Raw genomic sequence first — 14,448 nt, forward strand, 5'->3', positions numbered from 1 at the left:
CATATCCGGCATGAGGCCCGATGAATAAGAAACCAGCTGAAACCCAACAAAAGTTCAGGGCAATGAAACAAACTGCAAAAACCTGCGTAAGATTCCTCGGTATCATTACCTGACCAAAATCAAAAAACGTTCAGTGACCGAGGAGAAACTATGAGCTTTGCCGATCCCCTGAAGAAGCTATTTGCCTTGTTTATCATCGCTTTTCTCGCGATGCCCATCTCGCTAATCGCCCAGGATGAAAAAAAGGACGAACCCAAGGCCGACGAAAAGAAAGACGAGAAAAAGAAAGAAGAACCGCTGCCGCTGAAGCCGGCTCGAACAGTAAAATTTACGACCAACGAGGGCACATGGATGTCGCTCGACGTCTCGCCCGACGGCAAAACGATCGTCTTTGACCTGCTCGGCGACATCTATACGATGCCGGTCGAGGGCGGTACGGCGACAAAGATCCATGGCGGGATGTCGTTCGAAAGCCAGCCGAAGTATTCGCCCGATGGCTCGACGATAGTGTTTCTCAGCGACCGGAGCGGATCAGAGAATGTATGGGTAATGAAATCGGACGGCAAAGACCCAAAGGCCGTCACCACCGGGCCGCGTGCGATGTATGTCTCGCCTTCGTGGTCAGAGGATGGCAACTATATCGTCGTCTCGCGTTCAGACCAGTCGATCGGCGCGTTTCACCCCTTTATGTACCACAAGGACGGCGGCTCGGGCGTAAGCGTCGGCCCGCCTCCGCCGCCACTTCCGGCACCGGGACAACAAGGCCCGCCGCCGGCACCGCCGCTCAACCGCATGGGCGCGATATTCTCGCCCGATGGCCGGTATATCTATTATTCGCAGCGAACCGGCCCCTTCAACTACAACGCGAGTTTTCCGATCTGGCAGGTATTTCGTTTTGACCGCGATACGGGCGAAACGTCACGGGTCACCAATTCGCAGGGCTCGGCGATGCGCCCGGTGCTTTCGCCCGATGGCAAGAACCTTGTTTATGCCACTCGGTTCGAGACGCGGACCGCCCTTCGCGTCCGCAACCTCGAGACCAACCAGGAACGCTGGCTGATCGACAACGTCACGCGCGACGATCAGGAATCGCGCGCGACCCGCGACACCTATCCCGGTTACGACTTTATGCCCGACGGCCGGTCGATGATCGTCCCGATAAACGGTAAGGTCGCACGCGTCGATTTCGCGACCGGACAGGCGACCGATGTTCCCTTCACCGTCAACGTTGAGGCCGAGGTTGGCCCGCGTGTCCATTTTCAATATAAGGTCGACGACGGCCCGACGGTCGAAGCTCGGCTTATCCGTTATCCGGCCGTATCGCCCGACGGCAAGCGCGTCGCATTTACCGCATTCAGCAAGCTATATGTGATGGATCTGCCCTCAGGGACGCCGCGTCGCGTAACGACCGGGACCGACGGCGAATTCATGCCCGCGTGGTCGCCCGACGGCAAAACCCTCGCATACGTCACGTGGTCGCGGCAGGGCGGCCAGCTGCTTTCGGTCTCGCCGGACGGCGGACAGCCGAGACAGTTGACCAACAAGACGGCGTTCTATTCCTATCCGACCTATTCGCCTGACGGCTCGAAGATCGTCTTTATCACCGGCGCGGTCGATGATCAGCTTTTTGCCGACATTCGCGAAGGTCACGAATTCATGTCGCCCGAAGAAGAGGCTCTTCATGGCCATCACGGCGAATGCGAGGTCACGGGCGCCGGCGGCTCGACCGGTACCGATCTGAAATACATTCCTTCCGGCGGCGGCGAAGCGGTCCAGATCGCACCGACGCAAGGCGGCCGCTTTCCGCATTTTTCGGACGACCCTGATCGCGTTTATCTGACGACCGGCATGGGCCTCGCGTCGATCAGGCTCGACGGCTATGACCGCCGCGTTCATATGCGCGTTACCGGCAAAGGGACTCCGCCTCAGCAGCCTTCGGCCGGCACGATGAAGATCTCGCCTGACCGAAGCAGGGTGTTTCTCGAACTGCAGGGCAAACACTACATCGTTACGGTGCCGCGTTCGGGCCGCGATACGGTCAACGTAAACCTCGGGGGCCCGACGGCAAATGTGCCTTTCAAAAAGATGTCGGCCTTTGGCGGCGATCATCTCAATTGGTCGCTTGACGGCAAATCGGTCAGCTGGTCGTGGGGAACGAGCCTTTACCGCCAGAAGATCACTGACGAAAAGCCGGAGACCACCGATATCAAGGTGGCCGCCGCCCGGCCGAAACCGAGCGGCACGGTCGTGCTCTCAGGCGCCCGCATCATCACGATGAAAGGCAATGAGGTGATCGAACGCGGCGACGTTGTCGTTACCAATAACCGCATTGCCGCGATCGGCCCGAAGGGCAAAGTGGCCATCCCAGCCGGTGCCCGTACGATCGACGTCACCGGCAAGACGATAATCCCGGGCTTCGTCGATGTCCATGCGCATATGTGGCCGCCGCGCGACCTGCATCAAAATCAGGTCTGGCAATATCTGGCGAACCTCGCATACGGCGTAACGACGACGCGCGATCCGCAATCGGCGACGACAGATGTCTATGCCTACGCCGACCTCGTCGAGACAGGCGAGATCATCGGGCCGCGCGTTTACACGACCGGGCCAGGCGTTTTCTCGGGCGTCGGGCTTGATAATAAAGAATCGGTCGATGCTTATATTAAACGCTACCGCGACGCCTATAAGACCGATACGCTGAAGCAATACGTCGTCGGCGACCGCAACGTCCGACAGATGGTGGCGATGGCGTGTTACGACAACAAGATATCGCCGACGACCGAAGGCGCTCTTGACATGAAGCTCAACATCTCGCAGATGATCGACGGCTATTCGGGCCACGAACACTCGCTGCCGCTGCAGCCGATCTACAAGGATGTCGTCGAGTTCGTCGCACAGACCCAGACGTTCTATACGCCGACGATCCTTGTCGCATACGGCGGGCCATGGGCCGAGAACTACTTCTTCCAGAATACCGACGTTCTCAACAACAAACGTCTTGGACGCTATATCCCGAAAGAGCTGATCAACGGCATGATGCGCCGCCGCGGCCAGTGGTTCCGTGCGGAAGAATACAGCTTTAAGCAGATCGCCGCGGGTGCGGCCGATATCGTCAAGGCCGGCGGACGTGCCGGCATCGGCGGCCACGGCCAGATGCAGGGGCTGGGCGTTCACTGGGAGATCTGGGCGATGCAATCGGGCGGAATGTCGACGATGGATACACTGCGGGTCGCCACGATATTTGGCGCTGAGGCCATCGGGCTCGATAAGGATCTCGGTTCGATCGAGACCGGAAAGCTCGCCGACCTCGTCATCATGGACCGAAATCCGCTGACCGATATTCGCAACACCGATTCGATCAGCCATGTGATGAAGAACGGCGAACTCTACGAAGCCGAAACGCTGAACCAGATCTGGCCGGCACAAAAACCCCTCGCTCCGCAATACTGGTGGGGAACCGATCCGAAGTAACTCTCGGCCGGCGCAGCACAAGAAAGCCCCGACGATCTCGCCGGGGCTTTCTTGCGTCTCTTCTACCTTTTGCGGAAGAACGTTTTAAAACAAAAGCGGCCCTGCCTTTAAGACAGCCGTGTATATCGATCTACCGGACATTTAGGTGTCGATCGAAATCGTACTCACCCTGCGTCGTGCGTAGAAGCGCGCCATGACGATGCAGTTGTCGAAGACCTTTGATGTGACGATGCCGCTTTCGGGCGGATCGACCTCGGTCAGCGCCGATGCCCTTGCGGCCTTTATCAGCCAGGCTTCGGCAGCGGCCTTATTGATGTCGTAGGTCGGTGACCAATCGTCGTTCGAGGGCGAATTCCCTTCGTTATCCGCGACAGCCGCGGCATCGAGCACCTCTTCGACCTCGGTTTCGGTCAGCACGGGTTCGGTCTCCCATGCCGCGAGTGTTTTGAGTCGTTCTAATGGTGTCATATTGGTCTATATAAGCGACAGCGACGAACCGGCCTTAAGCTTTGTCGGCGATGAGCATTGCGAGCGCGGCGGGCCGAACGGCCTTGGCACCGTAAACGTGGAGTCCTTTGACCGCATCGCCAAAGCGCTTTTCGGGCTTGAAGGCCTGCAGGTCGAGGATCTGTTCGACGTAGGCGGTTGCGACCGAATGTCCGGCGACGATGCGGTAGGCCTCACCCGCGTCGTTCGGGACGTTGTTCGATTTTAGAATGCTGAAACCGGCGGCCTCGCCGACCTGTCCGTTCGCGAGCCGGCGGTCGGAACGCAGCGTGCCGGCGCCTGTGAACCGGTCGTCTTTCAGCAAAAGGCCGTGAAACCAAGCCGGCACAACGACGAAACGGCCTTCGATCGGCGCGTTCGCTTCGTCGAGCAGCACGCCGAGATCGACGAGATATTCGTACGCATTCTCAGAGGTAGGCACGACGGGTGTCGCGACCGAACCGATCTTGTTGCCCGTCGGAACAGCAGCCTCGATGATGCCTGCGAGATAAGAGTCAGCAGCGTCGCGGAGCGCCCATGCCGAACGCCGCATGGCTTCGTCAAGGACGTTGACGTTCTGCTGCGCACGGTCGATGCTGTCGACAAAAAAGTTGAAATATTTTGCCTGGTCGATATTCAGCGTTTGCTGAGCATCGGTCAGGACCTCGGGGTCGTCGATGTCGGTATTCTTTGTATAGTCGCCGATCGTCACATCGCCGATCGATGCGATCTTTACAGCGTTTCCGGCCTCGCGTATGTCGCCCTCATATTCGCGGTTGGCAACCTGTGCCTGCCCGTAGACGAGGGTCTTTTCCAATGCCGTGAGCAGCCGCGCTGCCCAAACCGTGGGGATGAATGTCAATGCCATAATTTTTCTGTGTGGTCGTTTTTTGAATGGTGTGAGCCGCGGCCTTCGCGGCAGGCGTTTGCCGCGCCTTCGGCCTCGGCATGGGTCGCTATTGGTTGGCCAAAGCAGATCTGACCTCGGCCCAGTCGAGCCGCTGGATCTCGGCCGGGGTCATTCGGGCAAGCGAGTCGGCGGTAAGCGGTGGTGCGAGGTTTGCCGACCCCTTGCCCGCATCGATCGATGCCGCGGCGTGGACCCGTTCGAACTGCTCCGGAAATCGTTTTCGGATATCCGCGATCAATGCCGCTGCATTTACCGGCTGGCCACTTTCATCAAACTGCAGATCGCCTCGGACCGCGTCGAACAGCAGCTCGGGCGAGCGGCCGCCTTCCCTGGCGATCTTTGCAGTCATCACGTCGCGAGCATCGCGGAGCCGTACGGCGAGTCTTAGTTCCTCGTTCTCATGCCGCAATCGATCTAGTTCTGCGGCGGTTTCGTTTGCGTCGGGTATGTTCTCATTCATACAGCCCGCAGATTACCGAACTGCAGGGTGATCACGTTACCGCGCATTTCATGCGATTCACGGAGTGCACGAGATGCATCATTTGCAGGTCGTCGATCACCGATCTTCGGCCTCGAGCCCGTGCGCCCAACTCCAAAAGCTATCCTCATAGATGAGCCACCCAAGCCGCGTCGGGCCGCTGCCGGCCGTTTCAAACGTTCCGTCCTCGCACATGTTTATGAGCGTGTGACGCGCGAGCGGCGGCACGATGATCCGGTGCTTCCTGATCAGGCGTTCAACCTCGCCGAGCCTCAATTTTGGCCGGATCTTCTTCTCCAACGATCGTTCTATTTGTCTATTTTCCATATTTGTCTGGCTTCGAGTCTTTGCAGATCGTGTAAAACGCGCGTTTCATGCAAGGCAGTAAGTCTCTTGCAGGCTGCATTACCGATCTGATGTCCAATTCGATAATCTTCAGTTGGCCGGGCGATATGTAAGCGGCGATGGAAGTTGTAAACGAAGGATCGTCCAATATCGTCCGTCCGTTTTATGATACTGCACGATTGTGCTATTTGCAAGAGAATAATTCACAGATGCAACAGATCAATACCATATTTGATGAAAGGGCAATAAAGACGGCCGCTGCGATCGTACGGATCTTCGAAACCGGTTCGCCGGTCGGCAATTATTCCGAGGTCGCGGTGCTCAACGACGGTGCCGGGATATCGTACGGCGTCTCGCAGTTCACACACCGGTCCGGCTCCCTCGAGGCTGTTATTGATCGTTATCTTGCGAACGGCGGAGTCGTCGGCTTGCGGGTATTCGCGGAAAGACTGCCGCTGATCGCTTCACGTTCGAATGCAGCGATCCGCTTGCTTGCCGCCGACCGGATCTTCAGGAGGGCGCTTTCCGCTGCAGGGATCACCGCTGAAATGCGCTCGGCACAAGGCGCGATCGCCTTCGAACGCTATATGGTCCCGGCGATCAACGCATGTGTCGGTTCCGGCTTTGCGCTTCCGCTTTCCCTCGCCGTCATCTACGACGCGATGACGCACGGTTCATTCAACAAGATCCGCGACCGGGTGAACGTCGCCGCTTCGGCCGTCTCCGGCCTAGATCTCGAAAAGCGCTGGATCACCGATTTCGTCCGACGGCGAGATGCGTGGCTCGCATCTATCCCGCGGCTCAGGGCAACGCGCTACAGAACACGGTTCTTCATGGATCACTTGATGACCGGCCGATGGCAGCTCGAACTTCCGCTGAATGTAAACGGCATCGTCATTACTGAAAAGCTCCTCGGTATTTCGCCGCCAACATACGGCGAGAACGAAACGACGGTCGGGCCGAACTCCGACAATACACAAACCAACGCACACACTCCTCCTCAAACATCCGCAGGTGATCCCGCCAACAATCCGCAGGCCCGACCGTCGATTATCGACATTGTCTCCGCCCGATCGGAGGGTACACGCGAGGGCCTTTCACCGATAGGGCTCGACGGGATCGAAGCCCGTATCAACGCTGCCGCCGCCCGTTACGACCAGGTCGAAAGAATGACGCTGACCGTCGCCGACCGGACCGACCGCGCAAAATCGCTCTGGACGACCATCGTCGGCACGATATGGCAAACCGCCTGGGCCGTATTCGGTTCGCTCGCAGGCCTGCAGCGTGAGGTTTGGTTTGCTGTCGCTTTGATCGCGGCCGTACTGACGCTGGTTTACCTATACCGACAGATCGCACTCGGCAAGATCCGTGAGGCCACGAACGCAGCATTACTGGATCGACCGTTCGCGAGATGAATAGAACTGATCACATTTCTTTGATCTTTATGAACGACCTGAAGAATTTTCTGCTCGCTTATCTAAGCACGGTCTCGTCGGTCTTTACGGCGATCGAGACGCGGACGCTGATCACGATAATTTCGGCCATCGTGCTTCCGATATTGTTTTTCGGCATCGGCAAGACCGTCGACGTCCTGCTCCAGATCTATCTCGACAAAAGGCGGAAGCATGATCGTTAGCATGCTTGTCTACACGTCCGGGAACGAATGCTCATGGAACTAAGAACCAAACTGCTCATCGGCGCCACTGCCGCGTTTATTGCAGCTTCGGCCGCAGCCGGCCTTATCGGCCACATCCGGATCGCCGGCCTCGAACAGAGGATCGACAGCTTAAAGGCCGAGGCCGAAACAATGGAAACACACGCCGCAAAGCTTGAAACAGAAACGCATGTATATAAGGAAAAGATCGTCCTTCTCGAAAAGCGGCTCGCCGAGGTCATGGCAGCCACCAGACTTCAAGATGCTCAACTTGAAAAACTTGCTGCTGATACCGATGCTGCTCGGCGTGCTCTTGACCGCCAGCGCCGCGGGGCAAAGCAACGAAGCTGAACATTCGGATGAACTTGCTCTCTCACGCCGCCTGATCGCTGCGCTCGAACGTGAGAACGCCGCACTACGCGAGCGGCTTGCGAGTGAGCGGTCTGCCAACGCGATGCTCATTGAGCTAAATGAAACACGCAAAGCCGAGACGGCCGCACTCCGTGACGCGATCGCGGCGAAGAACGATGCGATCACTGCAAAGGATGCTTCGATCGCCGCACAGGACGCTCTGATAGCGCAGCTCAAAGCTAGGAAGAACTCGATCTGGAAGCGTCTTGGCGACATCGCCATCGGTGCTGCGGTCGGAGCTATCATCCGATAACCGCCGAGCCCCACCGAACACGATGTCATCCGATGAAACACCGGAGTTTCAAGATTGGCTGTCAGCCGATATGCCGACCTGGACGTGGACCTGGCCGCACCAGCTTTTGATCTTCGAACGGCTTCGGAAGATCACCGACGGCACCGCAAAACGGCTGATGATCTTTATGCCGCCGCGGCATTCGAAATCCGAAACGGTCACCGTCCGATATACCGCGTGGCGGCTGCTCCGCGAACCGAAGATGAACGTAATAGTCGGGAGCTACAATCAACGCCTTGCAAACCGCTTTTCGCGAAAGATCCGCCGAATTGTCGAGGGTCATATTCCGCTTTCCAAGGAGCGCAAAGCCGTCGACGAATGGGAGACGACGTCCGGCGGCGGGCTGTGTGCGGTCGGCGTCGGCTCGGGCGTGACCGGTTACGGTGCTCAGCTGATAATGATCGATGACCCGGTCAAGAACCGGGCCGAGGCCGAAAGCCGAACGCGCCGCGAGACGGCGTGGGATTGGTTCAACGACGATATTTACACGCGGCTCGAGCCCGGAGCCTCGATCGTCCTTATCCAGACCCGCTGGCACGAAGACGACCTCGCCGGCCGGCTGATCATCGAGGCCGCGAACGGCGGCGAGAATTGGGAGGTCCTTTCGCTTCCCGCACTCGCATACGCCGGTGCCGCGGACGCAATGGATCCGCTCAGTCGGGCCGAGGGCGAGCCGCTTTGCCCTGCTCGATACGACCGCGAAGAACTGCTGAGGATCAAGAGGAAGATCGGCAGCTACGCATTTTCCGCACTCTATCAGCAGTCGCCGATCCCGCGTGACGGCGGTATTTTCAAGCGGGGATGGTTCTCACAGATAGCTGAAAGGGCCCCGGACGGGCTTCGATGGTTTCGTGCCTACGACCTTGCGGTCTCGACCAAAACGTCAGCCGACTATACTGCGTCGTTTCGCTGTGCGAAGGACGCCAACGGCGATCTTTACATCTCGGACGGCTTTCGAGACCGTATCGAGTTTCCCGCCCAGCGGCGATACATCATCGATCGGATGCGTACCGAAAGGGACACGATCCACGGCATCGAGGATGCACTACACGCCCGAGCCTTCGTCCAGGAACTCCGTTGCGAAAGTTCGCTTAGCCGCATTTCTTTTCGCGCCGTCCGGGTCGATTCCGATAAGTTTGCGCGGGCGTTGACATGGTCGCCGTTGGCCGAAGAAGGAAAAGTGATACTCGTTCGCGGCCCATGGATAACTGATTTTCTCGACGAGGTCTGCAGCTTTCCCCGCGGCCGCCACGACGATCAAGTCGATGCCGTCTCGCTCGCAGTTCAAATGATGTCCGAAAGCCCGAAACGATCCAAAGGATTCTGACCTCCCGCGTTTACGCGCGGCACCTAAACACTATGAATACACACATCGAAGAAGCGATCCATAACTTCCGAACCGCCGGTGCACGATACGCCCGGACCGAGAGGTATTACCGCGGCGATCATGACCTGGCGTTTGCAACCGAGAAATTTGCAAACACCTTTGGTTCGCTGTTTCGCGAATTCGCCCTCAATCTCTGTCCGGTCGTTTGCGACGCGATCCGCGACAAGCTTCGCATCACCGGTTTCGCGGCCCGAAGCAAGCCCGATGATCAGATCGACGATCCTGCGGTTCGGGCATCGGACGTCTGGCATCGAAATCGTATGCCGGTGCGATCGGGTGAGGTCCACCGCGAAGCTCTGATAAACGGCGACGCGTTTGTCATTGTATGGCCGGATGAAAGCGGCGAACCGGCGATATACCCGAATCGCGCGGCCAATTGCTATGCGGTTTACGACGACGACCATCCGGGACGTATTGTCCGGGCCGCGAAATACTGGCGCACGCTCGACCGGAATACGCACCTAAACCTCTATTATCCCGACCGCATCGAGCGCTACATCACGGTCAAACCCGGCGACGCTTTTCTTCCTGAGGCCAAGGAATTCTCGACCGCCGGCGATCCTGTTTCGAATCCGTATGGCGTCGTTCCGATGTTTCATTTTGCCAATAACGCGGAAATCGGGTCCTTTGGGCGATCCGAACTCGACGCCGCGATCCCGATCCAGGACGGGCTCAATAAATCTGTGCTGGATATGCTTGTTGCGATGGAGTTCTCGGCCTATCGGCAGCGGTGGGCGGCTGGCATCGAGATCGCATACGACAACGACGGCAACGCTGTCGCTCCATTCAAAGCAGGCGTCGATCATCTTTGGATAACCGAAAATCCTAACGCTCGGTTCGGCGATTTTGACACGGCCGCGCTTGATCAGTTCATCAAGGTCAAAGACAGTTTCAGGATCGATCTTGCTTCGGTCACGGGGACACCGATGTATTACCTTTTGCCGCACACGCGCGGCTTCCCGAGCGGCGAATCGCTGACGCGGGCCGAGGCGCGGTTCATTGCAAAGATCCGCGACCGGCAAGCGGTCTTTGGCCACGTGTGGTCAGAGGTGATGGAATTTGCGCTTCGGATCGGCGGGTTTGTGGATGTTCGGCTTGAAACTGAGTGGTCTGAGGCATCCTAAAGCGAAGTGAAAGGGCGGCCAAAAGCCGCCCCTCGGTGCTGTTCAGACCGCGGTGAGAAACTGAAAATCTGCGTCGGTGATCCCCTTGATCGCTTTATTTATCTGATCCCAGGTAAGCCACATCGCCGTACCTTTATTCATTGGCTCCGGGTCATGGATCAGGACGCCGGTGTCTGCAACGCCGCAGATAACGACGACGTGGCCATGATTGTGGCCGCCCCAATTCTTCTTGAGACCGGTCCAGACCGGCCCGTGCTTGGTCATGAATTTGTTGAGGCTGTCATAGTCCATCGAAAGGCTGCTGTGGGTCTTCATGTTGAACGTGCGGGCAAGAATGCCGTTATGCCCGGCCCACCAATCGCCGTTGTTTTCGTATCTCGTCTTGAATCCCGAATCGGACATCGGGTCCTTCATCCCTTTGTTGCCGCTCGTTTGTGACCATTGATAGACCATCTGTGCGGATTTCATCCAGCAAACCCCGTCGGTCGGCTGCGGCAAAAGCGGAACGTTTTGGATCGTAGTTATTGGCATTAAGAAAAAAGTGCTCCTATCAGAATTTGTGTAAAGCCTTTTGAACTATTTGGGGCAATCAACACTTCCCCTTGCAATGACGGGCAACATGGCGAAATTTGCGAATTGCCCCGATTCTCGCCATTCTTTGCCGAAGTTCGGTTCGTACTACGATATACGTCGCTCGGTTGTTCGGGTAGAACGGGTAAAAATAAAGTATCAGAGGCCGTGTTTTTCGTAAACGGCGAGACGTTCGCTGAGGCGGGAAGGCGCGATCGAGTCGTGGTCGATGATATCCTCGGGCGTCCGCGTTTCGAGCCACGTCCGTGGGATCATCGCGACAAGCGCGAATATATCTGCCTCGACCTCTTTTCTTGTCTTGTGGCCGACGCCGTGATAACTCGCTGTTTCGTGTGTGTTCGGGGCATGCATCAGGTAATGGGCAAATTCATGAAACATCACGAACAATTTCTCTTGTCTCGGCAGTTTGCTGTCGATCGCAATGTAATGCCCGCCTTTGACGCAGTAATAAAATCCGCTGACGCGAAGCGGTATCTCATCGACAACTATCTTGTGCCGACGGCAGAGCGCGTAAAAATCTGATTCGGTAAGCGGCCGCTCGTTCCAGCCGATGCCGAGTTCTCGAATACGTTTGAGGAAGAAGCGCATAGCGTGGGAGCCTGTTATTACAGATGCAACACTATATCATATACGCTACAATTTGCAAGCGTTACCCGACCGGGTGATCAGGCTTCGCGCTTTACCTTGAGCGTCCGGTCGAGCACCTTCTTTGCGTCCATTATTGCTTCGATCTTGTCGACATCAGAAAAGCTCTCCCAACCCTGAAAGAACACGACACCGAAGTCTTCCGGATATTCGCGGCCCTCGTGGCGAAACCATTCGCCCATCACACGCTGTGGATCGCTGAATCGGGCAAGTGCCGATTCGACATCAAATGGCGGCGGATCGTCGATGCTGCCAAGATTCTGGATCTCGTCGGCGGCACGTTCGAGCAGCATTCGTTCGACCACCTGCTCGATCCTTCGGTCGATCAGTTTGCCAAGATCGAGCGGTTCGCCGCCACGCACGTACATATCGCCGGTTCCGAGCAGGAGCCAGTTTAGCGATACGTTCGTTTCATTAGCGATCTTGATCAGAACATCCGGCGCCGGAAGACGTCCGCCGAAATAGTTTCTTATGGTTGCATGCGGCAACTCTAACCGGCGTGCAATATCCGCCATCGAACCGTGGCCAAAGGCCAATTTCAGCCGTTCAATAAATTGGTCGCTCATAGGTTTGCTACAACAAATGTTTGGCAATTCACCCGATCATACATCCTTTTGCGATCAACCGAAAGCTGTGGTTCGCGAGGTCGGACACGACACAAGATCTATGGGCTGCTATTGTTGAGATACCCCCGCCTGCGATCAAACACTTCGGACGACCTGAATGCCGTGCAAAAGATCGACTTTCGTTGCATGCTAAGGATTTGGCATCAGAGTTCGCCTGGCAGTTGCTTGACATCACGGGCATCCGGAAAGTATATTTTTCAATTCGGCGTCGGCAAGGCCGCGGCCCCGCTTCCGCATTCGCCACCCTAGCTCAGTTGGTAGAGCATTCGATTCGTAATCGAAAGGTCGTCGGTTCAAATCCGACGGGTGGCTCCATATTAACGTCAATACGATCAGTAAGTCACGGTTAGTCGACATTCCCCAACACCGCGCCCCATAATCGAGTAGGACTCAGATTAGGACTCAGCATGCCCAGGAGCTGAGAATTTAATGGACGTCATCCACCGAGGAATGCTCGGTAATCGACAGACTTTTAATAAAGCCCCTGAACATGGAGAGACCTTTTGATTTCCTGGATAAGATTCTGTGTATAATGTTGCCGAATTGATTTGAGAGGACGAGACTGGCACGAAAATGAGATTGCATGAAATACGTAGAACGGTTGTTGACTGCGTGATACTCTTCTGGTGAGCTCTTCCAATTAATTCGTAAGAGATCTGCAAAGGGTCTCGGAACTAAGACAAAGATTCTTATTTTCGCTCCGTGCCTAAGGATCGGAAGGAATGGCTCGCTTCCAGTTTACCCCTTAAATGCATAAAGCATTTCGGCAATTATGGCAGTGCTTATTGAGGCAATTTCTGTAGTCTTCCGGAAAAAGACTATAGAAGGTCTGATTCCCGGTGGGTGGTCGGCATTTCTTGAGGGTGCCCCGAATCGGACTCTGTTTAGTGACGGCAGCCTTGGTTGCGTCAGCTTTATGCATCCGGAAGATGTCGGGAACTATATTTTCTATCTTGAGTCCTTGGGGCTTGATTTTGAGAACTCCGGAGTTACAAAGGACATAGCGGTCGTCGATCAGTTACGTGGAATGACGGTCGCGTCTCCCTGGCTACGCTTTGCGGAAGTCATAAAGGATGGTAACAGCGTAAGTGCATGCTGGTTGGCATCGGAGGAACCAGGTTTCGTCTTCACCCGCAGAGGATGGAGTTACGAAGGTTCATTAAGCGAAAAGCCCGGGTTTGTCGCTAAAGAAGACGTAAACCGTAAGCTTCGTTTCCTCAGGTCTGATGATGGCGTGGACGTATATGTCGATCTCAAAACGGGAAATGAAGTTTTTCTAGGTCGTCCTGAAATCAGCGGGATGAGCAAACAGGAACTTTTTGAGAAGCTTAAAGCATTCTGTGGTGAAGTGCTCGAATTGGGGAGCCAAGCTGAAGCGGCTCGATCAGACGGCGATGCCGAAAAAGGCGCGAATATCCTTTCTCGTCTGTCGGATGAGTTGCTCCCTGTAGTAGAAGAGATCGTGCAGGGCGCAGGACGAAATACGGGGTTTGCTCATTTCACAAATGGATTGATCCTGCGGGTTTTAAAGGAGTATGCATCTGCAGAGGCGTGCTTTAGAATGGCCGATGAACTCGACCCGGACGTGCCCAATACTCTATTGGAGATAGTTTTGTGCTTAGGGGAGCAGGGCAAGTACGCTGACGCACTACCGTTTGCAAGACGAGCGGTTGAGGTTCAGCCGAACGATCCTGCGGCCCTAGGTAATTTGGCGATTACTTTGTTCTCTTTAGGCGAGATCGCGGAAGCTCGTCAATACATCGAGACAGCATTGGAGATAGAACCAACAGATCAAATAAATCGAGCTATTTATTCACAATTCGTAGGGTAATCTGGACTGAAACGCCAACGAGATTGGAATATCGAGCGCCTAGGGGTTTCCGAGCCACGACTCTCCTGGGTCCTTCAACGGGCCTCACAAATGTCATCACAACAAATTCAAGAGGTCCCCATACAACGATGCCGTTGATTATGCGTCTTAATACAATTCCTAACAAGCAAAACCTCTTCGGTTTGGTCGAAGCTACT

General features: G+C 56.0%; 15 protein-coding genes and 1 tRNA gene. 9 read left to right on the forward strand and 7 right to left on the reverse strand.

What is annotated here, in order from left to right; all coding sequences use genetic code 11:
* Positions 1–150 precede the first annotated feature (150 nt).
* On the forward strand, positions 151–3,471 hold the full coding sequence (locus tag IPM28_09330) for a PD40 domain-containing protein (protein ID MBK9173191.1): 3,321 nt from the start codon (positions 151–153) through the stop codon (positions 3,469–3,471).
* 141 nt (positions 3,472–3,612) lie between these two features.
* Here IPM28_09330 and IPM28_09335 read toward each other — a convergent pair whose 3' ends face one another.
* The 4 genes from IPM28_09335 to IPM28_09350 form a co-directional block, all read right to left on the reverse strand.
* Positions 3,613–3,939, reverse strand: a complete 327-nt coding sequence (locus IPM28_09335; protein MBK9173192.1) for a hypothetical protein — start codon at positions 3,937–3,939, stop codon at positions 3,613–3,615.
* Positions 3,940–3,973: 34 nt separating this feature from the next.
* Complete coding sequence (locus IPM28_09340) at positions 3,974–4,825, reverse strand: P22 coat protein - protein 5 domain protein (GenBank protein MBK9173193.1); 852 nt, start codon at positions 4,823–4,825, stop codon at positions 3,974–3,976.
* A gap of 88 nt (positions 4,826–4,913) precedes the next feature.
* The gene (locus tag IPM28_09345) at positions 4,914–5,327 is read right to left on the reverse strand and encodes a hypothetical protein (GenBank protein ID MBK9173194.1); all 414 of its coding nucleotides are present in this window, start codon (positions 5,325–5,327) and stop codon (positions 4,914–4,916) included.
* Between the two features lie 96 nt (positions 5,328–5,423).
* Complete coding sequence (locus IPM28_09350) at positions 5,424–5,672, reverse strand: hypothetical protein (GenBank protein MBK9173195.1); 249 nt, start codon at positions 5,670–5,672, stop codon at positions 5,424–5,426.
* Between the two features lie 227 nt (positions 5,673–5,899).
* Between IPM28_09350 and IPM28_09355 the strand changes: the two genes are divergently transcribed.
* The 6 genes from IPM28_09355 to IPM28_09380 are packed head-to-tail and all read left to right on the forward strand — an operon-like array spanning position 5,900 to position 10,558.
* Positions 5,900–7,105, forward strand: coding sequence for a chitosanase (locus IPM28_09355; protein MBK9173196.1), 1,206 nt, complete (start codon positions 5,900–5,902; stop codon positions 7,103–7,105).
* Positions 7,102–7,326: a hypothetical protein gene (locus IPM28_09360; protein ID MBK9173197.1), complete on the forward strand. Its 225-nt coding sequence runs from the start codon at positions 7,102–7,104 to the stop codon at positions 7,324–7,326. Before IPM28_09355 ends, IPM28_09360 begins: the two co-directional genes overlap by 4 nt.
* 33 nt (positions 7,327–7,359) lie before the next feature.
* Positions 7,360–7,695, forward strand: coding sequence for a hypothetical protein (locus tag IPM28_09365; GenBank protein ID MBK9173198.1), 336 nt, complete (start codon positions 7,360–7,362; stop codon positions 7,693–7,695).
* Entirely contained in the window at positions 7,607–8,008 is a 402-nt protein-coding gene (locus IPM28_09370; GenBank protein ID MBK9173199.1) for a hypothetical protein, read from the forward strand. Before IPM28_09365 ends, IPM28_09370 begins: the two co-directional genes overlap by 89 nt.
* A 22-nt stretch (positions 8,009–8,030) precedes the next feature.
* A complete protein-coding gene (gene terL / locus IPM28_09375; GenBank protein ID MBK9173200.1) occupies positions 8,031–9,374 on the forward strand; it encodes a phage terminase large subunit in 1,344 nt (447 codons plus the stop codon).
* A gap of 32 nt (positions 9,375–9,406) precedes the next feature.
* On the forward strand, positions 9,407–10,558 hold the full coding sequence (locus tag IPM28_09380) for a phage portal protein (GenBank protein MBK9173201.1): 1,152 nt from the start codon (positions 9,407–9,409) through the stop codon (positions 10,556–10,558).
* 42 nt (positions 10,559–10,600) lie between these two features.
* Here IPM28_09380 and IPM28_09385 read toward each other — a convergent pair whose 3' ends face one another.
* The 3 genes from IPM28_09385 to IPM28_09395 form a co-directional block, all read right to left on the reverse strand.
* Positions 10,601–11,089, reverse strand: a complete 489-nt coding sequence (locus tag IPM28_09385) for a C39 family peptidase (GenBank protein ID MBK9173202.1) — start codon at positions 11,087–11,089, stop codon at positions 10,601–10,603.
* 198 nt (positions 11,090–11,287) lie between these two features.
* Positions 11,288–11,737 carry an ImmA/IrrE family metallo-endopeptidase gene (locus tag IPM28_09390; protein ID MBK9173203.1) on the reverse strand — a complete coding sequence of 150 codons (450 nt, stop codon included), beginning with the start codon at positions 11,735–11,737 and terminating at the stop codon, positions 11,288–11,290.
* A gap of 77 nt (positions 11,738–11,814) precedes the next feature.
* A complete protein-coding gene (locus IPM28_09395; GenBank protein ID MBK9173204.1) occupies positions 11,815–12,360 on the reverse strand; it encodes a helix-turn-helix domain-containing protein in 546 nt (181 codons plus the stop codon).
* A gap of 299 nt (positions 12,361–12,659) precedes the next feature.
* Between IPM28_09395 and IPM28_09400 the strand changes: the two genes are divergently transcribed.
* Together IPM28_09400 and IPM28_09405 are read left to right on the forward strand one after the other, a co-directional pair.
* Positions 12,660–12,735: transfer RNA gene (locus IPM28_09400), tRNA-Thr, on the forward strand.
* A gap of 457 nt (positions 12,736–13,192) precedes the next feature.
* Positions 13,193–14,251 (forward strand): tetratricopeptide repeat protein, encoded by a 1,059-nt coding sequence (locus IPM28_09405; protein ID MBK9173205.1) that lies wholly within the window; start codon positions 13,193–13,195, stop codon positions 14,249–14,251.
* The last annotated feature ends 197 nt before the right edge of the window (positions 14,252–14,448 follow it).

The sequence above is a fragment of the Chloracidobacterium sp. genome (assembly GCA_016716305.1).
Lineage (GTDB): Bacteria > Acidobacteriota > Blastocatellia > Pyrinomonadales > Pyrinomonadaceae > OLB17.

Excerpts from the sequence above, each read along its gene's own strand:
- IPM28_09330 (MBK9173191.1), top strand. The coding sequence starts at position 151 with ATGAGCTTTGCCGATCCCCTGAAGAAGCTATTTGCCTTGTTTATCATC.
- IPM28_09335 (MBK9173192.1), bottom strand. The coding sequence starts at position 3,939 with ATGACACCATTAGAACGACTCAAAACACTCGCGGCATGGGAGACCGAA.
- IPM28_09340 (MBK9173193.1), bottom strand. The coding sequence starts at position 4,825 with ATGGCATTGACATTCATCCCCACGGTTTGGGCAGCGCGGCTGCTCACG.
- IPM28_09345 (MBK9173194.1), bottom strand. The coding sequence starts at position 5,327 with ATGAATGAGAACATACCCGACGCAAACGAAACCGCCGCAGAACTAGAT.
- IPM28_09350 (MBK9173195.1), bottom strand. The coding sequence starts at position 5,672 with ATGGAAAATAGACAAATAGAACGATCGTTGGAGAAGAAGATCCGGCCA.
- IPM28_09355 (MBK9173196.1), top strand. The coding sequence starts at position 5,900 with ATGCAACAGATCAATACCATATTTGATGAAAGGGCAATAAAGACGGCC.
- IPM28_09360 (MBK9173197.1), top strand. The coding sequence starts at position 7,102 with ATGAATAGAACTGATCACATTTCTTTGATCTTTATGAACGACCTGAAG.
- IPM28_09365 (MBK9173198.1), top strand. The coding sequence starts at position 7,360 with ATGGAACTAAGAACCAAACTGCTCATCGGCGCCACTGCCGCGTTTATT.
- IPM28_09370 (MBK9173199.1), top strand. The coding sequence starts at position 7,607 with ATGCTCAACTTGAAAAACTTGCTGCTGATACCGATGCTGCTCGGCGTG.
- terL (MBK9173200.1), top strand. The coding sequence starts at position 8,031 with ATGTCATCCGATGAAACACCGGAGTTTCAAGATTGGCTGTCAGCCGAT.
- IPM28_09380 (MBK9173201.1), top strand. The coding sequence starts at position 9,407 with ATGAATACACACATCGAAGAAGCGATCCATAACTTCCGAACCGCCGGT.
- IPM28_09385 (MBK9173202.1), bottom strand. The coding sequence starts at position 11,089 with ATGCCAATAACTACGATCCAAAACGTTCCGCTTTTGCCGCAGCCGACC.
- IPM28_09390 (MBK9173203.1), bottom strand. The coding sequence starts at position 11,737 with ATGCGCTTCTTCCTCAAACGTATTCGAGAACTCGGCATCGGCTGGAAC.
- IPM28_09395 (MBK9173204.1), bottom strand. The coding sequence starts at position 12,360 with ATGAGCGACCAATTTATTGAACGGCTGAAATTGGCCTTTGGCCACGGT.
- IPM28_09405 (MBK9173205.1), top strand. The coding sequence starts at position 13,193 with ATGGCAGTGCTTATTGAGGCAATTTCTGTAGTCTTCCGGAAAAAGACT.